The organism is Synechococcus sp. CS-1328, assembly GCF_025128095.1.
In the GTDB taxonomy this organism is placed as follows: Bacteria; Cyanobacteriota; Cyanobacteriia; order PCC-6307; family Cyanobiaceae; genus CBW1002.
The window spans coordinates 60,158-83,501 of sequence record NZ_JAHLYT010000071.1 but is presented as its reverse complement, the minus strand read 5'-3'; the positions used below and the strand labels follow the sequence as shown (position 1 = coordinate 83,501).

General features: G+C 66.7%; 23 protein-coding genes. 11 read left to right on the top strand and 12 right to left on the bottom strand.

Annotated features, from left to right (window positions below; translation table 11 throughout):
- The first annotated feature begins 1 nt into the window (after position 1).
- From KQ310_RS13800 to KQ310_RS13790, 3 genes are read left to right on the top strand one after another with little or no spacing between them, the layout of a single operon-like run.
- Positions 2-1,312: a glutamate-5-semialdehyde dehydrogenase gene (locus KQ310_RS13800; protein ID WP_259722304.1), complete on the top strand. Its 1,311-nt coding sequence runs from the start codon at positions 2-4 to the stop codon at positions 1,310-1,312.
- Positions 1,313-1,322: 10 nt separating this feature from the next.
- Positions 1,323-1,694: a dihydroneopterin aldolase gene (gene folB / locus KQ310_RS13795; RefSeq protein ID WP_259722303.1), complete on the top strand. Its 372-nt coding sequence runs from the start codon at positions 1,323-1,325 to the stop codon at positions 1,692-1,694.
- Positions 1,695-1,705: 11 nt separating this feature from the next.
- The gene (locus KQ310_RS13790) at positions 1,706-2,296 is read left to right on the top strand and encodes a triacylglycerol lipase (RefSeq protein ID WP_259722302.1); all 591 of its coding nucleotides are present in this window, start codon (positions 1,706-1,708) and stop codon (positions 2,294-2,296) included.
- A gap of 6 nt (positions 2,297-2,302) precedes the next feature.
- Here the strand turns inward: KQ310_RS13790 and KQ310_RS13785 are convergent, their stop codons facing one another.
- The 5 genes from KQ310_RS13785 to thrS all read right to left on the bottom strand — a co-directional run bounded on the left by KQ310_RS13785 (position 2,303) and on the right by thrS (position 10,073).
- Entirely contained in the window at positions 2,303-4,465 is a 2,163-nt protein-coding gene (locus KQ310_RS13785) for a M3 family metallopeptidase (RefSeq protein WP_259722301.1), read from the bottom strand.
- 52 nt (positions 4,466-4,517) lie between these two features.
- Entirely contained in the window at positions 4,518-6,104 is a 1,587-nt protein-coding gene (locus tag KQ310_RS13780) for an NAD(P)H-quinone oxidoreductase subunit 4 (protein ID WP_259722300.1), read from the bottom strand.
- A gap of 185 nt (positions 6,105-6,289) precedes the next feature.
- Complete coding sequence (thrB, locus tag KQ310_RS13775; protein ID WP_259722299.1) at positions 6,290-7,237, bottom strand: homoserine kinase; 948 nt, start codon at positions 7,235-7,237, stop codon at positions 6,290-6,292.
- A gap of 68 nt (positions 7,238-7,305) precedes the next feature.
- Positions 7,306-8,331, bottom strand: a complete 1,026-nt coding sequence (glk, locus tag KQ310_RS13770; RefSeq protein WP_259722298.1) for a glucokinase — start codon at positions 8,329-8,331, stop codon at positions 7,306-7,308.
- An 11-nt stretch (positions 8,332-8,342) separates the two neighbouring features.
- A complete protein-coding gene (gene thrS, locus KQ310_RS13765) occupies positions 8,343-10,073 on the bottom strand; it encodes a threonine--tRNA ligase (protein ID WP_259722578.1) in 1,731 nt (576 codons plus the stop codon).
- A gap of 302 nt (positions 10,074-10,375) precedes the next feature.
- Here thrS and KQ310_RS13760 point away from each other — a divergent pair, with 302 nt between their 5' ends.
- Both KQ310_RS13760 and KQ310_RS13755 read left to right on the top strand, forming a co-directional pair.
- Complete coding sequence (locus KQ310_RS13760; RefSeq protein WP_311134757.1) at positions 10,376-10,741, top strand: DUF2605 family protein; 366 nt, start codon at positions 10,376-10,378, stop codon at positions 10,739-10,741.
- A 17-nt stretch (positions 10,742-10,758) separates the two neighbouring features.
- Positions 10,759-11,229, top strand: a complete 471-nt coding sequence (locus KQ310_RS13755) for an NINE protein (RefSeq protein ID WP_259722297.1) — start codon at positions 10,759-10,761, stop codon at positions 11,227-11,229.
- Positions 11,230-11,231: 2 nt separating this feature from the next.
- On the opposite strand, the gene KQ310_RS13750 is transcribed toward KQ310_RS13755, so the two are convergent.
- From KQ310_RS13750 to KQ310_RS13730, 5 genes are all read right to left on the bottom strand, one after another.
- Positions 11,232-11,822 (bottom strand): muramidase, encoded by a 591-nt coding sequence (locus KQ310_RS13750; protein ID WP_399238404.1) that lies wholly within the window; start codon positions 11,820-11,822, stop codon positions 11,232-11,234.
- A gap of 363 nt (positions 11,823-12,185) precedes the next feature.
- Entirely contained in the window at positions 12,186-13,199 is a 1,014-nt protein-coding gene (trpS, locus tag KQ310_RS13745) for a tryptophan--tRNA ligase (RefSeq protein ID WP_259722296.1), read from the bottom strand.
- Between the two features lie 5 nt (positions 13,200-13,204).
- Positions 13,205-13,867 (bottom strand): hypothetical protein, encoded by a 663-nt coding sequence (locus KQ310_RS16060; RefSeq protein ID WP_399238401.1) that lies wholly within the window; start codon positions 13,865-13,867, stop codon positions 13,205-13,207.
- Between the two features lie 15 nt (positions 13,868-13,882).
- Entirely contained in the window at positions 13,883-14,416 is a 534-nt protein-coding gene (locus KQ310_RS13735; RefSeq protein WP_259722295.1) for a hypothetical protein, read from the bottom strand.
- Positions 14,409-15,326 carry a cation diffusion facilitator family transporter gene (locus KQ310_RS13730; RefSeq protein ID WP_259722294.1) on the bottom strand — a complete coding sequence of 306 codons (918 nt, stop codon included), beginning with the start codon at positions 15,324-15,326 and terminating at the stop codon, positions 14,409-14,411. Before KQ310_RS13730 ends, KQ310_RS13735 begins: the two co-directional genes overlap by 8 nt.
- Before the next feature lie 254 nt (positions 15,327-15,580).
- Here KQ310_RS13730 and KQ310_RS13725 point away from each other — a divergent pair, with 254 nt between their 5' ends.
- From KQ310_RS13725 to KQ310_RS13700, 6 genes are all read left to right on the top strand, one after another.
- A complete protein-coding gene (locus KQ310_RS13725; protein ID WP_259722293.1) occupies positions 15,581-16,939 on the top strand; it encodes a YcjF family protein in 1,359 nt (452 codons plus the stop codon).
- A gap of 248 nt (positions 16,940-17,187) precedes the next feature.
- Positions 17,188-18,264 (top strand): photosystem II q(b) protein, encoded by a 1,077-nt coding sequence (gene psbA / locus KQ310_RS13720; protein WP_197155171.1) that lies wholly within the window; start codon positions 17,188-17,190, stop codon positions 18,262-18,264.
- A 270-nt stretch (positions 18,265-18,534) separates the two neighbouring features.
- Positions 18,535-19,476, top strand: a complete 942-nt coding sequence (locus KQ310_RS13715; protein WP_259722292.1) for a metal ABC transporter substrate-binding protein — start codon at positions 18,535-18,537, stop codon at positions 19,474-19,476.
- Positions 19,469-20,275 carry a metal ABC transporter ATP-binding protein gene (locus tag KQ310_RS13710; protein WP_259722291.1) on the top strand — a complete coding sequence of 269 codons (807 nt, stop codon included), beginning with the start codon at positions 19,469-19,471 and terminating at the stop codon, positions 20,273-20,275. The genes KQ310_RS13715 and KQ310_RS13710 overlap by 8 nt, the downstream gene beginning before the upstream one ends.
- A 1-nt stretch (position 20,276) precedes the next feature.
- Positions 20,277-21,131 carry a metal ABC transporter permease gene (locus tag KQ310_RS13705; protein ID WP_259722290.1) on the top strand — a complete coding sequence of 285 codons (855 nt, stop codon included), beginning with the start codon at positions 20,277-20,279 and terminating at the stop codon, positions 21,129-21,131.
- An 8-nt stretch (positions 21,132-21,139) separates the two neighbouring features.
- Positions 21,140-22,300 carry a DUF4336 domain-containing protein gene (locus KQ310_RS13700; protein ID WP_259722289.1) on the top strand — a complete coding sequence of 387 codons (1,161 nt, stop codon included), beginning with the start codon at positions 21,140-21,142 and terminating at the stop codon, positions 22,298-22,300.
- 21 nt (positions 22,301-22,321) lie between these two features.
- Here the strand turns inward: KQ310_RS13700 and KQ310_RS13695 are convergent, their stop codons facing one another.
- Positions 22,322-22,681 carry a DUF760 domain-containing protein gene (locus KQ310_RS13695; protein ID WP_259722288.1) on the bottom strand — a complete coding sequence of 120 codons (360 nt, stop codon included), beginning with the start codon at positions 22,679-22,681 and terminating at the stop codon, positions 22,322-22,324.
- A 34-nt stretch (positions 22,682-22,715) separates the two neighbouring features.
- Positions 22,716-23,339: a signal peptidase I gene (lepB, locus tag KQ310_RS13690; protein WP_259722287.1), complete on the bottom strand. Its 624-nt coding sequence runs from the start codon at positions 23,337-23,339 to the stop codon at positions 22,716-22,718.
- Between the last annotated feature and the right edge of the window lie 5 nt (positions 23,340-23,344).

Genomic DNA, 23,344 nt, shown 5'->3' with positions numbered 1-23,344 from the left:
GATGAGCCCGTCCATCCCCGATCCGAGCCCGGAACTGCTGCACCGCGCCGCCGCCGTTCGCCGGGCCGCCACAGCCCTGAGCCAGCTCGACGACGACGCCCGCCGCGCGGCGTTGCACGCCATGGCCGACGCCCTCGCAGCCGAGGCCGACCGGATTGTGGCGGCCAATCAGGAGGATCTCGAGGTCGCCGCAACCGACGGACTGGCGCCGGCCCTGGTGGCCCGGCTCAAGCTGGATGCCGCCAAACTCGCCGCCGCGATCGCCGGGGTTCGGCAGGTGGCGGAGCTGAGCGATCCGATCGGCCGACGCCAACTTCACACCGAGCTCGATCAGGGCCTGGTGCTGGAGCGTGTGAGCGTGCCCCTCGGCGTGGTGGGGGTGATCTTCGAGGCCAGGCCCGATGCGGTGATGCAGATCGCCGCGCTGGCGATCCGCTCCGGCAACGGCGCCATCCTCAAGGGCGGTCGTGAAGCCAGCCGAAGCTGCCAGGCCATCCTCAACGCCCTGCAGCGGGGACTGGGCAGCAGTGCCGTGTCCCCGGAGGTGCTGGACCTGCTCACCACCCGCCAGGAAAGCCTGGCCCTGCTCAAGCTCGATGGGCTGGTGGATCTGATCATCCCGCGCGGCTCCAATGCCCTGGTGCGCTTCATCCAGGACAACACCCGCATCCCCGTGCTCGGCCATGCCGATGGCATCTGCCACCTCTACGTGGATGCCGCCGCCGATCCGGCCCAGGCGCTGAGGGTGGCCCTGGACAGCAAAACCCAGTACCCGGCGGCCTGCAATGCGATCGAAACCCTGCTGGTGCATGAGGGGATTGCCCCCACCTTCCTGCCCCAGGCGATCGACACCTTCGCCGCCGCCGGGGTGGAGCTGCGCGGCGACCCGGCCTCCTGCCAGTTCGGCATCAGCATGGCGGCCACGGAAGAAGACTGGCGCACCGAGTATTCCGATCTGGTGCTGAGTGTGAAAGTGGTGCCGGATCTGGAGGCTGCCCTGGAGCACATCCGCCAGTACGGATCGCGCCACACCGATGCGATCTGCACCACCGATCCCGTCGCGGCTGATCGGTTCCTGGCGGCGGTGGACAGCGCCGGGGTGTATCTCAACTGCTCCACCCGCTTCGCCGATGGCTTCCGCTATGGCTTCGGAGCGGAAGTGGGCATCAGCACCCAGACCCTGCCACCCCGGGGCCCGGTCGGGCTGGAGGGGCTGGTGACCTACCGCTACCGCCTGCGCGGCGAGGGTCACATCGCCGCCGATTACAGCAGTGGCACGCGCCACTTCCTGCACCATCCCCTGCCCCTCTGAACAGCCCCGCATGCTCATCCACGTGCGCGATCTACGGCTCTGGGCCCACGTGGGTGTGCTGGCTGAGGAGCGACAACTGGGCCAGTGGTTCACGGTCTCGTTCAGCCTCGACGCCGGTCTGAACGCAGCCAGCCAGAGCGATCAACTCGAGGACACGCTCGATTACAGCCTGGCGATCCGTGCCCTGCAGCAGCAGGCCAACCAGCTGTGCTGCCTCACGATCGAGCACTACGCCAGCCGCATGCTCGATCGGCTCGAACAGATCTATGGGCCCGTGCCGATGCGGCTGGAACTCTGCAAGTGCCAGGCACCGGTTCCGGGATTCACAGGACACGTGGCCGTGGAGCTGACCCGCCACTGGCCGGCCACGGAATTGCGTTGAGCCCCTCTGCGGTGAGCCGGCCCCTGGTGCTGGTGCATGGGCTGTGGGACACCCCGCGCCTGTTTCGCCACCTCGAAGCAGCCCTTGCCGGACACCGCAGCGAGCGGCTCCTGCCTCACCTGCCCCATCGCAGCGGCCACACGTCCCTGACCGTGCTCGCTGAACGGCTTGGCGAACAGATCGTGGCTGCCTACGGCCCCGATCTGCCGATCGATCTGCTCGGCTTTTCGATGGGTGGTGTGATTGCCCGCCTCTGGCTGCAACGGCTGGGTGGTTACAAGCGCACTCTCCGCTTCATCAGCCTTGGCAGCCCCCAGCAAGGCAGCCTCCTGGCCCTGCCCTGGCCCCAGGCGCTGATGCCGGGCCTGGCGGAGATGAAGCCCGGTAGCCCGCTGCTGCGTCAGCTGAATCGCGATCTCTCGACACTCAAGGCCGTGGAGTGCCACAGCCTCTTCTGCCGCTGGGACCTGATGGTGGTGCCGGGCTGGAGAGCCGTGCTGCCGCTGGGAACGCGCCAGGAGCTGCCGGTCTGGACGCACCGGCAACTGCTCACCGATCCCGCCGCCCTGACGCCCCTGACAGCCTTGCTGCTGCAGGAGTGAAGCAGCTCAGGCCGACACCAGGCCCGAATGACGAATCAGGGCGTCGGTGCTGGGGGCACGGCCACGGAAGGCCACAAAGATGTCGGCCGGCGAGCGGCTGCCCCCGAGGCTGAGCACGGTGTCGCGGAAGCGGCGACCGGTGGCCACCACCGCATCGTCCTGATCCAGGCCCACCTCTTCAAAGGCACTGAAAGCATCGGCGCTGAGCACCTCGGCCCACTTGTAGGAGTAGTAGCCGGCCGCATACCCCCCCGCGAAGATGTGGGAGAAGGCGCAGAGAAAGGCGTCGTCGTCGATCGGTGCCAGGACTGTGGTGGTCTGAGCGATCGCCCGTCGCATCTGGTCTGGGGTGAGGCCACAGCTGGGGGTCCAGCTGCTGTGCAGCCGCAGGTCGGTGAGGGCGAAGTGCACCTGCCGCAGGGTGGCGCTGCCGCCCATGAACGTGCGGGCCGCCAGCAGCTTGCGGTAGTCGGCCTCGGGCAGGGGCTCGCCGCTCTGCCAGTGGCGGGCCATGCCCATCAAGGTGGCGCGGTCGTAGCACCAGTTCTCCATGAACTGACTGGGCAGCTCCACCGCGTCCCATTCGACGTTGTTGATGCCGGCCGCCTGGGGTCGCTCGACGGTGGTGAGCATGTGCTGCAGGCCGTGGCCGAACTCGTGGAAGAGGGTTTCCACCTCCTCGAAGGTCATCAGACTGGGCACCTCCCCAACCGGTGGGCTCTGATTGCAGATCAGATAGGCCACGGGCAGCACGGGCTGGCCCGCCTCGCTGCGGCTGCGGCCCAGGCAGTCATCCATCCAGGCACCGCCACGCTTGCTGCCTGGGCGGCTGAAGGGATCGAGATAGAAGCAGGCCAGCGGCTCGCCACTGGAGTCATCCCGCACCCGGAAAAAGCGCACGTCCGGGTGCCAGAGCGGCCCCTCCCCATCGGCCGCCTCGATCCGGATGGCAAACAGGCGTTGGCAGAGATCGAACAGCCCCTGGAGCACCTGCTCAAGGGGGAACCAGGGGCGCAGGGCCTCACTGTCGAGATCAAAGGCCTCGCGGCGCAGCACTTCCGCCCAGAAGCTCACGTCCCAGGGCTGCAGATCGTTGGCCTCTGCGGCGCCGTGGCGGCTGGCGCAGGCCGCCAGCTCCTGCAGTTCCCCCTGGGCCGCCGGGTAGGCCGCAACGCGGAGTTCCTCCAGCAGGCGCTCGACCGCCTCCACGGAATCCGCCATCTTGGCGGCCAGGCTCACCTCGGCCCAGTTGGCAAACCCAAGCCGCTCCGCCTGCTCGCGCTTGAGCGTGAGGATGCGCTCGATCAGCGGGGCATTGTTGAGCTCGCCACCGGAGGCTCGGCTCACCTGGGCGCGGTAGACCCGCTCGCGCAGATCACGGCGCCGGCTGTACTTGAGCAAAGGAAAGGCGCGCGGCGCATCGAGCCCCAGGCGCCAGGGGCCCTCGGCCGCCGTGGCGGGGCTGCCATCGGCGCAGTTGTCGCCGGCCTCGCGGGCCGCCTGGGCCAGCAGCTCCCGCAGGCTGGCGGGCAAGCCGTCGAGATCGGCCTCGTCGCTGAGCAGCAGGCTCCACTGGTTGGTGGCGTCGAGCACATGGTTGCTGAAGGTCGTGGCCAGTTCCGCCAGCTCCTGACTGGCGGCGTTGAAGGCCTCCTGGGCCGGGCCCTCCAGACCTACGCCGCGCAGCTGCATGTCCCGCAGTTCGGCGGTGAGGATGCGCTGCTGGGTGGCATCGAGGAGCTGGGCGGATCCCTCGGCGGCGTTCTGATGCTGCGTTTCCAGCGCCTGCAGGGCGGCATAAACGGCGGCACTCTGGCCAGCGCGGTTGCCGAAGGCGACCACCGCCCCCTGCTGCTGCTGGTGGGCCTGTCGCAGCTCCGGTGTGTTGCAGACCCCGTTGAGATGACTCACCACACCCCAGCTCCAGCGCAGCCGCTCCCCCAGCCGCTGGAGGGGATCCATCACCTCGCTCCAGACCAGGGGAACGCCGTCGTGCAGCCGGGAGCTGAGTTGGTCTTCCAGGGCCGAGAGGCCAGCGTTGAGCTCTTCGAGCAACGCCGGGATGGCCTGATCCACCTGCTCCGGTGTGATCGCATCGAATTGGGGCAGTCCCTGGCCGACCAGCAACGGCAGGCTGGAATCGGCAATGGCAACGGCGCTGGGCGTCATGGCAGGGAGCTGGCTGGCTCCCATTCCACAGGGTTGGCGTAGCGGCTGTGGTTCAGCCGAGGGCGGTCAACCGACCCAGGGCGATCTGGGCCTGATCCGCCAGCTCGGTGGCCAGGGCATTGGTGCTGGCTTCGTAGAAGTCGATCGCCACGCGCGGCCAGAAGCCGATCACCAGGGTGGGAACCAGCAGGCTGAAGCCGATCAGCAGCTCGCGCGGCTTCATGTCGCCCACCACGGCCAGGGCCGGAATTCTGGGTCCGAAGAAGACGCGCCGGCAGAGCGAGAGCAGATACACCGGTGTCAGCACCAGGCCGATGGCCGCCAGCACGATCGTGATCACCCGGAATCCCACCGTGAATCCGTCATTGGCGGTCACCCCCAGGAAGACGGTGATCTCGCTGACGAAGCCGCTCATGCCCGGCAGAGCCAGGGAGGCGAGACAACTGGCCAGGAAGAAGGCGAAGGTGATCGGCAGGGCCTTGGCCAGGCCGCCCATGTTCGGGATCGAGAGGGTCTTGGTGCGCTCGTAGAACACGCCGGTGACAAAGAACATGGCGGCGGCGATCAGGCCGTGGCTGATCATCTGCAGCTGGGCACCGCTGATGCCGAGCGCATCAATGGCACCGATGCCCAGCAGCACAAAACCCATGTGGCTCACCGAGCTGCAGGCGATGCGGCGCTTGACGTTGTCCTGGGCGAAGGCGTTCAGGGCGCCGTAGATGATGTTGACGATCCCGAGCACGATCAGGGCCGGAGCCAGCTGCAGATGCGCTTCGGGCAGCATCTGGACGTTGAAGCGGAGCAGGGCATAGCCGCCCATCTTGAGAAGCACGCCGGCCAGCAGCATCGAGACCGGCGCATTCGCCTCGCCGTGGGCGTCCGGCAGCCAGGTGTGCAGGGGGAAAATCGGCAGCTTTACGCCGAAGCCCACCAGGAAACCGAGGTAGCAGAGCAACCCGAAGGTGCCGCCGGGGGAGCGGGCGGCCAGCTCGGACAGATTGAGGGTGAACCCATCACCGGAGAGGGCCAGGGCCAGACCACTGATCAGGATCAGCAGGGAGGCCGTGGCGGTGTAGAGGATGAACTTGGTGGCGGCGTACTGGCGCTGGTTGCCACCCCAGATCGCGATCAGCAGGTAGACGGGAACCAGCTCGAGCTCCCAGGCCAGGAAGAACAGCAGGAAATCCTGGGAGAGGAAGACCAGTCCCTGGGCTGAGGCCTGGATCAGCATCAGCGCGAAATACAGGCGCGTCTTGCGGTTCACCGACCAGCTGGCCGCCACCGCCAGAAAGGTGACCAGACCGCTCAGCACCACCAGGGGAGCGGAGAGGCCATCGGCGGCCAGCGACCATTCCAGGCCGAGGGCGGGAACCCAGGGCACCCGCTCGACCAGCTGCAGACCGCTGAGGCCGCCATCGAAGTGGCGGCTGAACACCCAGAGCATCAGGGCGAAATCCAACAGCAGCACCCCGAGGGCGATGCCCCTCGGCAGACGGGGATCGCTGCCATCACCCGGCAGCAGGGGCATGACCAGGGCCGCCGCTGCCGGCAGCAGCACGATCAGGCTCAGCCAGGGAAACGTGGCGGAATCGAACACGGGGGGGGAGGACGCGACCAGCAGGAAGAGGTTGGCGTCCATCACCAGAAAGCGACTTGTTGTTGTGCTCCCAGACCCCGAGCCACAAGGCTTGTGGCACGAATCGAAGGTTGCGAGGAATCTATCAGCAGGCCGATCTCAGCATAAGCAGAAATACTCAGCCCGCAGGGTTGACCTGCCAGTCCGAAACCGGGCCAGCACCTTGCCACAGCTGGGATATGGCCAGCTCAGCGCAGGGGCAGCGGTTCCCACTGACTGCCGCGGTGGCGGATGCCAAGAACGTCGGAGCGGGCCGTCACCCCCTCCCGCTCCCAGGTGGTCACCATGGCCTGGCCCACCGCCTCGGTCACAGAGTCTGTGCACAGGGCCAGCAACGTGGGACCCGCTCCACTGATCACACAGCCCCAGGCTCCAGCCACGATCGCCGCCTCCCGCACGGCACGGCCCCCCTGGATCAACCCCCAGCGGTAGGGCTCGTGCAGACGGTCGTGCATGCCATCGGTGATCAGATCGCCGTTGCCAGTGCGCAACCCCTGCAACAGCAGGGTGAGGGCACCGAGATTCATCACCGCATCGGGAATCGGGATGCTCTTGGGCATGGCCCGGCGCGCCTCGCTGGTGGTCAGCCGGATCGAGGGGATCGCCACCACGACCCTGACCAGATCCGACCACTCACAGCGCACCACCCTCCAGCGATGCGACGCAGCCTTGGCGGTGAGGCAGAGGCCACCCACCAGGGACGGCACCACATTGTCGGGGTGGCCCTCGATGTCGATGGCCAGCTCCAGCAGCTTCTCCTGACTGAGGGGTTCACCCACCAGGGCATTGGCGCCCACCAGGCCCGCCACGATCGCCGTGGCGCTGCTGCCCAGGCCACGGGCCGGAGGAACCGCCAGGCGGACGCGAGCCTCGAGGGCCACCGGCTCTTCACCGGCCTCCCGCCAGACTCGCTGGGCGGCGCGATACACAAGGTTGTCGGGCCCACCGCGCAGGTGGGCGCCTTCGCTGCCCTCGATGATCAGATCGAAGCGATCACTGCCCCCTTCGATGCAGCGCAGCTCGAAGAGGTTGTCGAGTGGAAGCGCCGCGCCCAGGCAGTCAAAGCCGGGGCCGATGTTGGCTGTGGTGGCGGGCACATCCACCAACACGCCCTGGCCGATCTGGGGACGCACCATCGGTGTCTGTCTTCCGCGCACTGGTCCTGTGGGGCCAGTGTCCCATTCCCTGGGGCAGCAGGCTTGGATCAGTGCAGCAGCATGCGGGCGCGGCAGGCGGCGCTGAACAGACCGATGCCTTCATCCACCACGGCCGTGATCGGCAGGGAGGCGAGCTGGCGACGCAGGCGCCCCTTGGCCAGGAATGCCTGCCGAAACGTTGCTGAGCCCAGTGGAACGAGCAACTTTGCAGCAGTGCCGCCAGCCAGCCAGAGGCCTCCTCGGCTGAGGCCGGTGAGGGCCAGGTCCCCACAGACGCTGCCGTAGGCCCCCAGCCACAGGTCGAGGGCCTCCAGGGCGAGAGCATCGCCGGCGGCGGCGGCGCGGGCCGTGGCGGCTGGCAGATCCTCAGGTGCCTCTGAGTTGTCTCCCTGCAGGGCCGCCTGCCAGCGCTGGGCCACCAGGGCCAGGGGATGGCCCTGGGCGGCCGGCCGTTCAGCCAGCAGCCAGCGGGCCACGTGGCCAAGCCCGGTGCCACTCACCACCCGCTCGATCGAGACCCGCTCCAGCTGGAGGTCTGCCTGCAGCCAGCACTTCAGCTGCCATTCGGACTCGGTGCGCGGCGCGAACGTGCCGTGGCCTCCCTCGCTCGCGATGGCCTGCAGGCCCTGACGGGTGGGAACCCCGTAGGCCACACCCAGTCCGGTACCAGCCCCCACGATCAGCAGGGGTGCCCCAGGTTCGGCCAGCCCCGGATGGATCTTCACCTGCTGATCGGCGCCGAGATGGGGCAGGCCATAGACCAGCACCGCGAAATCGTTCTCGAGTTCGAGCCTGGGAATGGCGCACTCGCGGGCGAGGGCCTCACTGCTCAGCTGCCAGGGAAGGTTGGTGAGCTGGGCCCGGCCAGCCTGCACCGGTCCAGCCACGGCCAGGCAGGCGGCGTCCGGCGGTTCCTCTCCCTCCAGAAACGCCTGCACCATCGGCGCGAGATCGGGCCAGGCGGCAGAGACGAAACGCTGCTGCCGCAAGCACTCCAGTCCATCCGCTGAGCTGCGGTACAGAGCCAGAAGCGTCTTGGTGCCGCCGATGTCACCAGCTAACAGGGTGGTCATGCCTGCCAGCCTCAGGCCTGGATCGGATGGCCAGCCAGGGCCAGAGCGGCACCTCGCTGCTGATTGGCCAGGCTGGCAGCCGTGATCAGATCCGACCCCGCCACGCTGCCCAGATCTCCATCGCGGCGGCTGCGCAGGCTCACCGCACCGGCCTCGGCCTCCTTGGCGCCGATCACCCCAAGCACCGGGATCTTCATCTGCTCGCCATTGCGAATCAACTTGCCCAGACGATCGCCGGAGTGGTCGATCGTGGCGCGCACCCCGGCGACCTTCAGCTGGGCCAACAGCGCCTCGGCGTAGGGACGCACCTCATCGGTGACCGGCAGCAGGCGGATCTGCTCGGGCGCCAACCAGAAGGGGAAATCGCCGGCGTAATTTTCGATCATGATGCCGAAGAACCGTTCCAGCGAGCCGAAGATGGCGCGGTGGATCATGATCGGCCTCTGGCGGCTGCCATCGGCAGCCACATACTCCAGGTTGAAACGCTCGGGCAGATTGAAGTCGAGCTGGATGGTGGAGCACTGCCACATCCGACCGATGGCGTCCTCGATCTTGAGGTCGATCTTGGGCCCGTAGAAGGCACCACCGCCCTCATCCACTTTGTAGGCCCAGCCCTTGCGATCCAGCGCCTCGATCAGGCCCTGCGTGGCCAAATCCCAGACGGCATCATCGCCGATCGATTTCTCCGGCCGCGTGGAGAGGTTGATCTCGTAGCTGCGGAAATCAAAGGCGGACAGGATCGTTTCGGTCAGATTCAGCACCCGCAGGATCTCATCGCCGATCTGCTCCGGCAGGCAGAACACATGGGCGTCGTCCTGGGTGAAGCCCCGCACCCGCATCAGGCCATGCATCACGCCGGGCCGCTCGTAGCGATACACGGTGCCGAGCTCAGCCCAGCGGATCGGCAGCTCGCGGTAACTGCGCAGTGTGCTGGCGTAGGTGAGCACGTGGAACGGGCAGTTCATCGGCTTGAGCTGGTACTGGCGCTCGTCCACCTGCATCGGCCCGAACATGCTCTCGCTGTAGAAGTCGAGGTGGCCGGAGGTCTTCCACAGGCTGATGTCGGCCACGTGGGGGGTATAGAGCAGCTCGTAGCCGTCGGCGAAGTGGGCCTCGCGCCAGAAGTCTTCGATCAGCAGGCGCATGCGAGCACCACGCGGATGCCAGAACACCAGGCCGGCTCCGGCCTCATCCTCGATCGCGAACAGGTCAAGGTCGGTGCCGAGGCGGCGGTGATCACGGCGCAGGGCCTCCTGCTTGCGGTGCTTGTACTCCGCCAGCTGCTCGGGGGTCTCCCAGGCGGTGCCATAGATGCGCTGCAGCTGGGCCTTGGTCTCATCCCCACGCCAGTAGGACCCAGCAACGCTTTCGAGCTCGAAGGCCTTCGGATTGAGTTCGCTGGTGTTGGCCACATGGGGGCCGGCGCAGAGATCCCACCACTCCTCTCCCAGGGTGTAGAGGGTGATGGGCTCGGTGAGGCCGGCCAGAATCTCCAGCTTGTAGGGCTCGTTCTGGGCCTGGATCTTCGCTTCGGCCTGCTCACGGCTCACGGCGATGCGCTCGAGCGGCAACTTGCGGTTGATGATCCGGATCATCTCCTTCTTGATCGCCTTGAGATCGGCTTCCGTGAAGGGATCGGGATTGTCAAAGTCGTAGTAGAAGCCGCTTTCGGTCCAGGGGCCGATGGTGACCTGCGCCTTGGGAAACAGCTTCTGAACCGCCATGGCCAGCACATGGCTCATCGAGTGGCGAATCCTCAGCAGCTGCTCGCTCTCGCTCGTTTTCGGCAGAACCAGCGGAGCGGCCGCTGCCTCAACGGCTTGCTCCGTGCCAGTGGTGCTGCCGCTTCCGCTCGGTGCAGGATCGGCGGAGCGGGTCACGGTCACGGCACAGGAGTCGGTCGAAGGTGGATCCTACGCAGCTCCATCGAGCCATGAACAGCAGCGATCGGTCTGGCTGGAGTGATCTTGCCTAGCTTGGGTTGATGGGCCAGTCCGCGCTTCCTGATCCCTCGGATCCACTCTCGGATCCACTGGCAAGGCCACTGCCAGGGCCACCGCTGGGGCCGCTGCCAGGTCCGCTGCCGGCTGGCTCTCCTGAAGGTGCACTGCTTAACGGTCTGCTCAATCCCCTGATGGACGATTTCAGCAACTGGCTGCAGCGCGGCCTGGTGCTGCTGCAGCACTGTCCAGAGGCGGTGATGCCGGCCACCGAGCGCCAGGCCCTGGCGGACTCCCTGGAACAGGCTCTCAAAGACGTGGCCGCCGCCCGTGCCCTGCGGGCCGCTGTTTCGACCCCCATGGCCCTGGACATGGACGTCCTGGCTCCCTGGCACCAGCTGGTGCTGCGGGTCTGGACCCTGGCGGGTCTGCTGCGCCAGGCCGGCATTGTGGTTCCTGCAGCTTCCTGACCTCGACTCACAGGTCCATGCCTTCCCTTTCACCGGTGCTGCCTCCGGAACGCCGCCACGTTGCCGTGGGCTACGTGCTCTGGGCCCTGGGCCTGATGGGCGTCTGCGGGCTTCAGCGCTTCTACACCCGACGGCCGGTGAGCGGCACCCTGTGGCTGCTCACCCTGGGGTGTTGCGGCATCGGCCAGCTCGTGGATCTGTTCCTGATGCCCGAATTGGTGAGCACGGCCAATCAACCCCTGGCCGTGCATGAGGCCCTCGCGGCCGCCGATGCGATCAAGACCCCCAACCTGCAGCGTCAGCTACTCGTTCTGGCCCGCCAGGCAGGATCGAAGGGGTTCACCATCAACGACGCCATGCTGGCGCTGGAGCTGGGCCGGGACGATGACGTCAGCACGGTGCGCCGGGAGATCGATCGGCTGATGGGGGAACACCTGCTCGACGTCGGTAACGATGAGCGCGGCCGGGTGGTCTACCGCGAATTCTGAGCTCAGGCCTGTCCTTCCTGCCGTTGCCGCTGCAGATCGGCCCGATAGAACCGCACCAGCTGGTCTGCCCGCTTCACAGGCTGGCCATAGGCGCTGCCGCCATGGCTGGCCGGCAGGGAGGCCCACTCGTTCGCCAGGCGGGCCAGCACCGTGGCATCCAGGCCCTTGCGGTCGAACTGATCGAGAACACCGCGGCGATCCACCAGGAACAGGGCGGCCTGATCCTGGCTGGCGGGACCGAAGTCGGGGAGACCAAGGCGCTGCTGTGCTTCCCGCCAGGTCCCCGGCAGGAACTGGTAGGCACCAGCGGCGGCGCTGGTATAGCGCCGCTTGACTGTCAGCTCGGGATGGCGCGCCAGGCTGGCAAAGCGGCCACCTCCGTAGAGCACCCGGTAACCGTCATGGCTGCCGCCCACCCAGGTGCCTTCCGCGAAGCGGATGGTGTTGAGCAGGGCGCGGCGCTCTGGACTGATGGCATAAGTGGTGGCCTGGCCCCCGGCCAGTGCAGCGGCAGCGGCCTGGTGCTGGGGCACGGCCAGAACCGCCTCGGGCTGCCGGCCGGAGGCCTGCGCCACCAAGGGCAGGAGCGGCAAGGCCAGCAGCAGGGAGAAACGGGATCGGGTCGAAGAAATCAGAAGGGCTGATCGCGAGTCCAGAGAGACTGACGGTTAGCCGGGAGGGGCCGCCACCCCCATGACCTGGGGGGTGGACAAAGTGCTCACGGCGTGCTTTCGGACTGGGGATCATGAGTCCAGACCCCGTGAGCAAACCGTCACACAAGCTGAGCCAAGGGACTCCACGGGTGGGCCATGGCCACCGCTTCCTGGCCATCAAAGCCAAGAGGGGCTGGCGTTCCAATCAGCTGAACTGATCAGCGAACAACGCTTCGATCAGCAAAAGATCACAATTGATGACGCCTTCGCACCCTCGGCCGCTGATCTGCTCACCTGATCGATTCAAAGGTGCGGAAGAAACCCCAGCGCATCGCGCAGGCGCTGGAGGGTGGTGCTGGCCACGGCCTCGGCCCGCTCTCGGCCCAGCTCCAGAACCTGCTGCAACTGGCTCGGGTCGCTGCGCAGGTCGCGGTAGCGCTCCTGGACCGGGCGCAGGGCCTCCACCACCGTTTCGGCCAGCAGTGGCTTGAAGGCGCCCCATCCCATGGAGGCGCACTCGGCGGCGGCCGCCTCGCGCCCCAGGCCACTCAGCACCGCATAGAGGCCCAACAGGTTGTCAGCTTCAGGACGCTCGGGGTTGCCGAACTCGAGCCCCATGGTGGGATCGGTCTTGGCACGCTTGATTTTTCTGGTCACCAGCTCGGGGGGATCGAGCAAGGTGATGCGGGAGCCCTCATTGGGATCGCTCTTGCTCATCTTGCTGCGGCCATCGGTGAGGCTCATCACCCGGGCCCCGTCCTGGAGGATCAGAGGTTCAGGCACCCGCAGCAGCGGCGCCTCCTCACTGCCGAAGCGGCTGTTGATCCGCTGCTGGGCAATGTCCCGAGCCAGCTCGAGATGCTGCTTCTGATCCTCGCCAACCGGCACCAGGTCAGCGTCATAGAGAAGGATGTCTGCCGCCATCAGCACCGGGTAATCCAGCAGACCGGCGGAGACGTTATCGCCCTGCTTGACCGCCTTCTCCTTGAACTGGATCATCCGCTCCAGCCAGTTCAGCGGGGTGACGCAGTTCAGCAGCCAGCAGAGCTCGCTGTGGGCTGCCACGTGGCTCTGCACGAACACGGTCGACCGTTGCGGATCGATGCCGCAGGCCAGATACAGCGCCGCGGTGGTGAGGGTGTCCTCGGCGAGCCGAGCCGGGTCATGGGGCACGGTGATCGCGTGCAGATCCACGACACAGAAGAAGGTGTCGTGGCTGTCCTGCAAGCCGACCCAGTTGCGGATCGCGCCGAGCCAGTTGCCCAGATGCAAGGCTCCGGTGGGTTGGACACCGGAGAGAACCCGCGGCCGCGCCATCTCCGTCAGCCGGCGGCTGTGGCCACTTCAGCAGCCAAGGGATCTGCGTCCACAGGTTCTGAATCCACGGGTCCTGCATCCACCGTTTCAGACGCCACTGGATCCGAGGAAGCGGCTTCGTCAGACATCGCTTCGTCAGCCGCTGCTAGCGATGACACTGCTTCCGAAGACACTGCTTCAACAGCTGCTGCTTCCGAATCGGTGGATTCGCTGCTGTCGGTCTCCGCGCTGATCAGCTGATCCTCGTCCGCAGCATCGGCAGGAGACACTTCCTCTTCGCTCGGCGCTGCGGCGGGGCGGGCCGGACGAGCAAAGGGGTTGGCCCGGGCCGCCGGGGCCGGACGGCCTTCGCCACGACGAACCTCATTGCGGCGCGCAGGGCGGGCATCGCCGGATGGCCGGGCATCGCCCTGGGCGCGCTGCTCGGCCAGCAGTGCCTCCAGCTGACCCTGTTCCAGCATCTGGCCCAGGCTGCGCACCGCAAAACCGAGCACGGCCACGGTGGAGCGCAGACCGAAGGCCTCCTGCAGAGCCCGGGCCGAGCGCATCTCGTTGTCACTCAGGCGGATGCGAAAACCACCGGGCTCACGGTTGGGACCAGGGCGGCCACCACGGCTGGGTGCGTCGTGCCGGTCCTTGGAAATGGAGGGGGTGGTGTCGTCGGCCATTGCCGCAGCCCTGAGTCAGGCGCAAGTGTGCCGCATCGACGGACAGGTGGAGGCGAACGGTCGTTGCAGCCAGTGCAGACGGTGGGTCTCACCGCTGCCGCGGCGGGGCAGCACCAGCAGGGGCAGGTGAGGAACACCACACTCGAGGCTGCGGCGGTAGCAGCGCAACAACTCCAGGTAGGCCGGCAGGGTCCAGCCGTCATCACCGCGCCTCTGCCGGGTCCAGTAGCGCTGCAGGGCCTGCTGGAACGGCAGGAGGTCAAACTCCTCCCAGCACTGCAGCTGTGCCGCCCAGTCCTCCAGGCCCTCTGCCCGGAGCTGGCGGAATCGTGCGAGCTCAGGAGCTTCGCCGCTGCCATCGGGAGGCAGGGCCGTGGCCAGGGATTCGACCGGAACCACCTCGAGCCGCAACCAGCAGCGGTCCAGCAGCAGCACCGGCAACTGACCATGCCAGGCGGGAGCGGCGCGCAGGTCGGCAATCAGACGGTTCACCAGCGCCATCTGGCCCGGCCGCAGCAGCGGTGGAGTCCCAGGCAGGAGATCAGCCATGGGTTCCTCGGAAGGTGATCTCCGCACTCGCGTATTCCGGGGGCTCGAGGTGGATGGTGCAACGCACCGGACCGAAACGCTCCTCCAGGTGTTCTTCCACCAACTCAGTGATGCGATGGGCCGTGGGCAGATCGTTGGCCGACACGACCAGGTGCATGTCGATGAACACCTGTTGACCGAGCACACCACGACTGGCGATGTCGTGGCAGTTGAGCACTCCGGGTACGGCCATCGCCACGGCATGGATGGCCTCCGGAGCGATCGCGATCTGGTCCACCAGCCAGGGGAGATTCGTGGTGATCACCGACCAGCACACCTTGACCAGCAGCACGCAGAGCGGGATCGCCAGCGCCACGTCCAGCCAGCTCTGGCGCAGGAACACCGCACCGCACAGACCGACCAGCACCACCAGGGTCGTCCAGATGTCGCTGCGGGTGTGCAGCGCGTCGGCGATCAGCAGGCGGCTGCCGAGTCTGCGTCCCTCGCCGTGCTCGTAACTGGACAGGAGAATGTTGAAACCCAGGGCCAGCAGCAGCAGCAGCAGCTCCGGCGCGTCCACCCGCAACGGCGTCAGACCGACGCTGATCCGCTGCACGGCCGTCTGCAGGATCTCGAAGGCCGCGAACAGGATGAAGGCGGCGATCGCCAGGGCACCGACAGCCTCGTATTTGTGGTGGCCATAGGGATGATCCCGATCGGGGCGGGGATCGGAAAGGCCGTTGGTGAACAGGCCCAGCAGGCTGGAGAGGCCATCGGTGGCGCTGTGCATGGCATCCGCCAGCACCGCCAGGGACCCCGTGAACAGTCCAACCATCAGCTTCAGCAGGCTCATCACCACGTTGACCGCCAGGGCGATCAACAGGACCCGCTGCACCTGCCCGCGATTGTCGGACCCTGCCCCGACGGCCATGTCCGGATCTCGATGCGCGTGGCCACCAAACCTATTGGCAAATCCCCAGAACACGGTGCTCACGGAAGCCAGCGGTGGTGGCCGGCGCAACGGGCGGCTGATCCGGAGGCGGCTGAGCTAGAGATTCGGCATGTTCGGGTCCCAGCCGTCCCTTCGTGACCAGCGCAGACCACCCCAGCCCAGCTGCTCCTGGTGCCGCCACGGATTCAGCGGTAACCGAACCGGCGACCGAGCCTTCGGCGCTCGGTCCAGCCGTGCGGAGTCTGCTGGGGCGAGGGCCCTGGTTGCCCGTGGTGGCCGTGGTGGGCAGCGGCTGGGTAGTCAGCGATGTGCTTGGTCATCTCGGCCATGGGCTGATCGCCGCGGCGCTGCCGGCCGCCGCCGCCGCCGCTGGCCTGGTCTGGCTCTCGGGCAGGGGAACGGTCACCGCCAGGTTGCCGGCCACCGCCACCGGCTTGCTGCAACGTTGCGAGGGCCTGATCGAGCAGTTTGTTCAGCTGGAAGGAGCGGAGGCGCCGCGGCAGCAGGAGCGGCGGCGCGAACTGCAGGAGTGGCGCTCCAGCCAGGAGGAGCCAGGCCTGAGCCTGGCGCTGGTGGGGGTTCAGCTTCCCGATGCCGCCGTGATGGCGCCGATGCGTGACGCCCTGCGGGGCCGGACCTCCCTGGCGCTGCACTGGGCCCGGCCCCTGCCGGCGAGCAGTCCGGACTGGCGCTGGCCAACCCTGTTCGAGCGCTGCGATGTGCTGCTCTACCACCTGCGGCTGCCCCTCAGTGCCGCCGATCTGCGCTGGCTGGAAGGCCTGGACGACTGCCCCTGCCTGTGGCTGCTGGCCACGTTCCAAGGGTCCACGGAGACGGAGCGTATGCGGCAGGAGCTGGCCGCCCAACTGCCTGAGGGGCAAGCGGCGCGTGTCCTGTTCTGGGATGGGTCGAGCCCTGCGCTGGCGGAGGCCCTGGAACCGCTGGCGCTGGATCTGCGGCAACGCCCGCTGCAGCTGCGTCGTGACGCCCGGCTGCGCAGCCTGCGCCTGCTGCATCGCCGCTGGCAGGCCGATCTGGAACAGCTGCGCCGCCAGCGCTGGATCCAGCTGCAGCAGCGCACCCAGTGGATCGTGGCGGCGGGGGTCTTCGCCGCTCCGCTGCCCAGCCTGGATCTGCTGGTGCTGGCGGTGGCCAACGGCCTGATGCTGCAGGAGATGGCTCGCCTCTGGGGCTGCTCCTGGTCGATGGCGCAGCTGCGCGAGGCGGCCCTGGAGCTGGGCAAAGCGGCTCTGGCTCAGGGCGTGGTGGAGTGGAGCACCCAGGCCCTGGCCGCCGCGATCAAGCTGCATGGAGCCACCTGGTTGATCGGTGGCACGGTGCAGGCGGTCAGCGCGGCCTACCTGACGCGGGTCGTGGGCCATGCCATGGCCGACATGCTGGCCCTCACCGCCGGAGTGGCCGCCCCTGATCTGGAACGGATCAAGCGCCAGGCACCGCTGCTGGTCGCCCGGGCCGCCGAGGCCGAGAAACTCGACTGGGCAGCCTTCCTGCACCAGGGGCGCAGCTGGGTGCAGCAGCAGTCCAGCCGCATCAACGGCGCCGGATCAGCCCTGCCGCAGGCCTCAAGCTGAACTCATGTAACAGGATTGTTACTTCTTAAGTAACGCAACTTAAAGCAACGAAACGATGTATTTCCCAGGCGGCTGATCACCAGCATGTTCTGTCCAGTTCACGTAACGTTTTTCTAACCGTTCGGGATCATCCCTTCGGCTGATCGGGTTGTCCCGTGTGTCGCCATCACTGTTGCCTCCCCATGGGATCGGCAGCGATCAGCGCACAAGCGGGCACCATTCCTCCATCCCATCCGTCCTCTTCATTCATGACCACTGCCGTCCGCAGCGGCCGCAGCGGAAGCTGGGAAAGCTTCTGTGAGTGGGTCACCTCCACCAACAACCGCATCTACGTGGGTTGGTTCGGTGTTCTGATGATCCCCTGCCTGCTGGCTGCCACCATCTGCTATGTGGTGGCCTTCATCGCCGCCCCCGCCGTCGACATCGACGGCATCCGTGAGCCGGTCGCCGGCTCCCTGATCTACGGCAACAACATCATCTCCGGTGCTGTTGTTCCCTCCAGCAACGCCATCGGCCTGCACTTCTATCCCATCTGGGAAGCCGCCAGCCTCGACGAGTGGCTGTACAACGGCGGTCCTTACCAGCTGGTGGTCTTCCACTTCCTGATCGGCATCTCCGCCTACATGGGCCGGCAGTGGGAGCTCTCCTACCGCCTGGGCATGCGTCCCTGGATCTGCGTCGCCTACAGCGCTCCGCTGTCGGCCGCCTTCGCCGTGTTCCTGATCTATCCCTTCGGTCAGGGCTCCTTCTCCGATGGCATGCCGCTCGGCATCTCGGGCACCTTCAACTTCATGCTGGTGTTCCAGGCTGAGCACAACATCCTGATGCACCCCTTCCACATGCTGGGTGTGGCCGGTGTGTTCGGCGGCAGTCTGTTCTCCGCCATGCACGGCTCCCTGGTGACCTCCTCGCTGGTGCGTGAAACCACCGAGAGCGAGAGCCAGAACTACGGCTACAAGTTCGGCCAAGAGGAAGAGACTTACAACATCGTGGCTGCCCACGGTTACTTCGGTCGCCTGATCTTCCAATACGCCTCCTTCAACAACAGCCGCAGCCTCCACTTCTTCCTGGCTGCCTGGCCGGTGGTCGGCATCTGGTTCACCTCCTTGGGCGTGAGCACGATGGCCTTCAACCTGAACGGCTTCAACTTCAACCAGTCGATCCTGGATGGTCAGGGCCGGGTGGTGAACACCTGGGCCGATATCCTCAACCGCGCTGGTCTGGGCATGGAAGTGATGCACGAGCGCAACGCTCACAACTTCCCGCTCGACCTGGCCGCCAGCAGCGCCGCACCCGTGGCACTGACGGCACCCACCATCGGTTGATCACGAGGGCGCTTTACCGGGCTCATCCCTAACGGTCCAAGCGAAGCGTCTCGATTCCGCCCATGGCCCCGCAGGCTCACCCCTGCGGGGCTTTTTGCTGCCTGCCCGTGGCTGGTTCAGCGGCGGGGTCTGCCCCCCAGGCTGCCTAGGCTCATCCCGGTCATGCCGGCAACCTTTCCGGCTTCCAGGTCCACCGTGCCATCCCCGTGCTTCGTCGATCGACACCAGGCTGACCAGGCCAGACCGCCCAGGCGAGCCGGCCTGGCCCTGTTGGCACTCCCCCTGCTGCTGCTGCTGGCGGCATGCACAGCACCATCGCAGGATCGGCCACAGGGACAGGTTTCAGCAGGCTCACCCTCAGCATCCGAGGGGCGTCCCCTGGTGCTCACCACCTTCACGGTGCTGGCGGACATGGCCCGCAACGTGGCCGGAGATCGACTGGAAGTGGCCTCGATCACCAAGGTGGGCAGCGAAATCCATCACTACGAGCCCACGCCCAGCGATCTGCGCCGCGCCCAGGGTGCCGTGATGGTCCTGGAAAACGGCTTCAATCTGGAGCGCTGGTCCCAGCGTTTCACCGACACCATCCAGGGGGCTCGCCGGGTGGTGGTGAGCCAGGGGATCGATCCCTTGCCGATTCGCAGCGATGGTCTGGAGCCCGCCAGCAGCACAGAGCCAGGCAAGCCCAATCCCCATGCCTGGATGTCGCCCAGCCGTGCCCAGCACTATGTGGACACGATCCGGGACGCCTTCATCGACCTAGATCCAGCCGGAGCCACCACCTACCGCCGTAATGCGGAGGCCTACAAGCTGAAGCTTGCCCAGCTGGATCAGGATCTGCGCCGCTCCCTGGCAAGTGTGCCGCCCAACCAGCGGATGCTGGTGACCTGCGAGGGGGCGTTCAGCTATCTCGCCCGCGACTACGGACTGCAGGAGGGCTACCTCTGGCCGGTGAACGGCGAAGGAGAGGCCACCCCGCGGCGACAGGCCCGTCTCAGCGACGAAGTGCGCCGGCGCAAGGTGCCTGCGGTGTTCTGCGAAAGCACCGTCAGCGACAAGAGCATGCGCCAGTTGGCGGCGGCCAGCGGAGCCCGCTTTGGCGGTACGTTCTACGTCGATTCGCTCTCGGAGTCCACGGGTCCCGCGCCTAGCCTGTTGGAGTTGCAGCGACACAACGTCGATCTGATCGTGAAGGGGCTCACGAATGGCTGACGCCGCCTGGGGTGCCGATCACAGCACGGCAGGCCAGCTCCGCTCAGGCCTGCGGCTGGACGTGGAGAACGTCAGTGTGGATTATCACGGAAGCGTTGCTCTGCACGGTGCCAGCCTGGTGCTGCCGGCCGGCAGCATCTGCGGTCTGGTGGGCATGAATGGGGCCGGCAAATCCACCCTGTTCAAGGCGTTGATGGGCTTCATCAAGCCCTCCTGCGGCCGCATCCGCATCAATGGCCTGGAGGTGCGGGATGCGCAGCGCCAGCACGCCGTGGCCTACGTGCCCCAGAGCGAGATGGTCGACTGGGACTTCCCGGTGAGTGTGGAGAACGTCGTGATGATGGGGCGCTATGGCGCCATGAATCTGCTGCGCATCCCCCGTCCCGCCGACCATGCCGCCGTGCGTCATGCCCTGGAGCGGGTGGAGCTGTGGGCCCTGCGCCACCGTCAGATCGGTTCGCTCTCCGGCGGACAGCGCAAGCGGGCCTTTCTGGCCCGCGCCCTCGCCCAGGGCGCCTCGGTGTTGCTGTTGGATGAACCCTTCAATGGAGTCGATATCCGGACCGAAAAACTGATCGTCGACCTGCTGCTGCAGTTCCGCCAGGAGGGTCGCTCAATCCTGATTTCGACGCACGACATGGCCCACGTGCGCAGCTTCTGCGATCAGGTGGTGCTGATCAACAAGACCGTGCTGGCCTACGGCGAAACATCCGAAGTGTTCACCCCCGAGAATCTGGCCCGCACCTTCGGTGGCGGGGTGCCCGTGATGGGACCGGCCACTGGCAGCGAGGGCTCCTGAGATGGATCTCGCCACCCTGCTGCTGGAGCCCCTGCGACACGACTTCATGGTCAAGGCGCTGCTGGTGAGCCTGTTGGTGGCCAGCGTCTGCGGCATGCTCTCCTGCTTCATGACCCTCAAGGGCTGGGCCCTGATGGGGGATGCGGTGTCCCACGCCGTGATGCCGGGCGTGGTGATCGCCTACGCCCTAGGGCTGCCCTACGCCCTCGGTGCCTTTGTGTTCGGTGTGGGCTCGGTGGCCTCGATCGGCTTCATCAAGCAGAAGACACGGGTGAAGGAGGACACGGTGATCGGCCTGGTGTTCACCGGTTTCTTCGCCCTGGGAATCACGCTGGTTTCCAAGGTGCGCAGCACGATCGATCTCACCCATATTCTGTTCGGCAACGTCCTGGGCATCTCGCCGGAGGACGTCATCCAGACCTTGGTGATCTCGCTGATCGTGCTGGCGGTGTTGCTGGTCTTCCGCCGCGATCTGGTGCTGTTCTGCTTTGATCCGACCCACGCCCGTTCGATCGGCATCCGCACCGGAGTGCTCCACTACCTGCTGCTCTCGATGCTGTCGCTGGCGGCGGTGGCCGGCCTGCAGACCGTGGGAATCATCCTGGTGGTGGCCATGCTCGTCACCCCTGGAGCCACCGCCTACCTGCTCACCGATCGATTCGACCGGATGTGCTGGCTGGCCATGGCCAGCGCCGCCCTGGCAAGCCTGCTGGGGGTGTATGCCAGCTACTGGTTCGATGCCTCCACAGCCGGCTGCATCGTTCTGTGGCAGACGGGCCTCTTCCTGATGGCCCTGCTGTTCGCACCCCGCCATGGGCTGCTGGCCCACCGGCGCAACCGGTCTCAGGCGCCATGACAGCCGCCATGACAGTGGCCGAAGCCGTGGCGGATCAACGCTGGCCCTGGTGGCCGCTGCTGCCCCTCTACCCCTACGGCCAGCGCCGCACCCTGGTGCGCGAGCTGATCGCCGATCAGGTGTGGAGCTTTGAGCAACTGCAGGGGATCTACTACGTGGCCGTGCCGATCCGGATGACGGTGCTGCGGCTGGAGCAGGGGCTGCTGCTCTACGCGCCGGTGGCACCAACGCCAGACGTGCTGCGCCACCTGGCTGCCCTGGAGCAGATCCACGGACCGGTGCGCACGATCGTGCTGCCCACCAGTTCCGGCCTCGAGCACAAGCTGCCGGTCCCGGCCATGGCCCGCGCCTTTCCGAACGCGCAGATCTGGGTCAGTTCAAGTCAGTGGAGCTTTCCGCTGAATCTGCCGCTGAGCTGGCTGGGATTTCCTGCCAGGCGCACCCACATCCTCGGCAACGAGGGCTATCCCCATCCCGGTGAGCTGGAGTGGTGCAGTCTCGGCCCACTCAATCTTGGGCTGGGCACCTTCCAGGAAGTGGCCTGCCTGCACCGCGCCAGCGGCAGCGTGCTGATCACCGACGCGCTGGTGAGCATCGGCGCTCAGCCACCGCAGCTGTTCGACGCCGACCCGACTCCTCTGCTGTTCCACGCCCGTGAGCGGGCTGAAGATCCCCTGGTCGACAGCCCGGCCCAACGGCAACGCGGCTGGAAGCGGCTGGTGCTGTTCGCCTCCTACCTCCGTCCCGCCAGTGTGAGCGTGCCTCCCCTGGGGGAGGTGTTGCGTCACAGCCTCTCGCCAGGACTGCGCCAGAGGCGGGCCCACTTCGGCTTTTATCCCTTCCGCTGGCAACCGGGCTGGGAGCAGGACTTCGAGACTCTGCAGGGCGGCCAGAGCCTGCAGGTGGCCCCGGTGCTGGAGCGGCTGGTGTTTCCGCGCTGCCGCCAGGCGCTGGTGGACTGGCTGAACCAGCTGGCCCGATGGAGTGAGATGGGGTGGTTGATCCCTGCCCACTACGACGCGCCAGTGGCCTGCCGCAGCTCTGATCTGGAACGGTTGGCCAGCCAGCTTCAGCAGCGCAACTGGGCCCCGGATACCGGCGGATGGGAAGTGCTCGCCAGCATCGATCAGCAATTGCTGCGCCTGGGGCTGGTTCCAGAGGATCCCTGACTCAGGGGTCAGGGATGGGTGTCAGAGCTTCAGTTCGCCTGGGCAGGCTTCTTCGTCGTCGTCGAAACCTCCGATGCCGATCAGGGAGGCATCCAGTTCCATGCGCTGCTCCATCTGGCGCAGGAAGTAGCCGGTCATCATCGCCGAGGCCAGCAGACCGGCGAGGTTGTCGCGGCTGGCCTGGATCTTCACCTCAAACTGTTCACCCGGCAACATACCGAGCAGACCCTGCACGTTGTGGCGAATGATTTCCTGCATGTCCGGGCTGGCCGAGCGCGCCACGCGCTGCAGCACATCCGGGGATTGTTCCTGCAGGTACTGAATCAGTGAATTGCTGCTGATCGCTTCGGTATCGGTCTTCAGGAACTCCGGGTTGAACATCTCCCTCCGGGGTGCTCTGGAACACGCCTGCACCCTAACCCAACTGTTCCTTAGCACCATCGAGATCAGCGGACGGCAATCGCGGCAACGATCCGAAGCGTTGCAACGGCCAGTAACGCCACAGGGCCGAACCGATCAGGCAGTCATCCGGCAGGCTTCCCCACAGGTGGGAATCGAGGCTGCTGTTGCGGTTATCACCCAGCACGAAATGATGACCGGCGGGCACGGTGAGGGGCGGCAGGTCGTAATCGATCGGCTCGGGTGCCCAATCGAGCGAAACGGGGTCGCCGTTGCGCCAGAGGCGGCCCTGCCGCACTTCAACCCGATCGCCGGCTTCTGCCACGATCCGCTTGATCAGGGCAGCCCTGGGGTCGTAACCCGCCGCGATCAGAGGTGTGGGGGGATGGAACACCACGATCGTGCCCAGGGGCAGGGGCAGATCCAGCCGGGCGCGCAGCTTCTCGACCAGCACCCGATCCTCCAGCTGCAGGGTGGGCAGCATCGAGCCGGAGGGGATCCAGCGCGGTTCCAGCACCCACCAACGCAGCAGCAGTGCCAGCAGCAGCCACAACAGCAGCGACTGCAACTGGCGCCGCACGGGCTGCCACCAGCTCGCGCCCTCAGCTGCGATCGGAGAGGTGGACTCGTTGCTCGGCATCGCGA

Coding starts and splice junctions, on each gene's coding strand:
- KQ310_RS13800 (WP_259722304.1), top strand. CDS start 2: ATGAGCCCGTCCATCCCCGATCCGAGCCCGGAACTGCTGCACCGCGCC.
- folB (WP_259722303.1), top strand. CDS start 1,323: ATGCTCATCCACGTGCGCGATCTACGGCTCTGGGCCCACGTGGGTGTG.
- KQ310_RS13785 (WP_259722301.1), bottom strand. CDS start 4,465: ATGACGCCCAGCGCCGTTGCCATTGCCGATTCCAGCCTGCCGTTGCTG.
- KQ310_RS13780 (WP_259722300.1), bottom strand. CDS start 6,104: ATGGACGCCAACCTCTTCCTGCTGGTCGCGTCCTCCCCCCCCGTGTTC.
- thrB (WP_259722299.1), bottom strand. CDS start 7,237: ATGGTGCGTCCCCAGATCGGCCAGGGCGTGTTGGTGGATGTGCCCGCC.
- glk (WP_259722298.1), bottom strand. CDS start 8,331: ATGACCACCCTGTTAGCTGGTGACATCGGCGGCACCAAGACGCTTCTG.
- thrS (WP_259722578.1), bottom strand. CDS start 10,073: ATGAGCCATGTGCTGGCCATGGCGGTTCAGAAGCTGTTTCCCAAGGCG.
- KQ310_RS13755 (WP_259722297.1), top strand. CDS start 10,759: ATGCCTTCCCTTTCACCGGTGCTGCCTCCGGAACGCCGCCACGTTGCC.
- trpS (WP_259722296.1), bottom strand. CDS start 13,199: ATGGCGCGGCCGCGGGTTCTCTCCGGTGTCCAACCCACCGGAGCCTTG.
- KQ310_RS16060 (WP_399238401.1), bottom strand. CDS start 13,867: ATGGCCGACGACACCACCCCCTCCATTTCCAAGGACCGGCACGACGCA.
- KQ310_RS13735 (WP_259722295.1), bottom strand. CDS start 14,416: ATGGCTGATCTCCTGCCTGGGACTCCACCGCTGCTGCGGCCGGGCCAG.
- KQ310_RS13730 (WP_259722294.1), bottom strand. CDS start 15,326: ATGGCCGTCGGGGCAGGGTCCGACAATCGCGGGCAGGTGCAGCGGGTC.
- psbA (WP_197155171.1), top strand. CDS start 17,188: ATGACCACTGCCGTCCGCAGCGGCCGCAGCGGAAGCTGGGAAAGCTTC.
- KQ310_RS13710 (WP_259722291.1), top strand. CDS start 19,469: ATGGCTGACGCCGCCTGGGGTGCCGATCACAGCACGGCAGGCCAGCTC.
- KQ310_RS13705 (WP_259722290.1), top strand. CDS start 20,277: ATGGATCTCGCCACCCTGCTGCTGGAGCCCCTGCGACACGACTTCATG.
- KQ310_RS13700 (WP_259722289.1), top strand. CDS start 21,140: ATGACAGTGGCCGAAGCCGTGGCGGATCAACGCTGGCCCTGGTGGCCG.
- KQ310_RS13695 (WP_259722288.1), bottom strand. CDS start 22,681: ATGTTCAACCCGGAGTTCCTGAAGACCGATACCGAAGCGATCAGCAGC.
- lepB (WP_259722287.1), bottom strand. CDS start 23,339: ATGCCGAGCAACGAGTCCACCTCTCCGATCGCAGCTGAGGGCGCGAGC.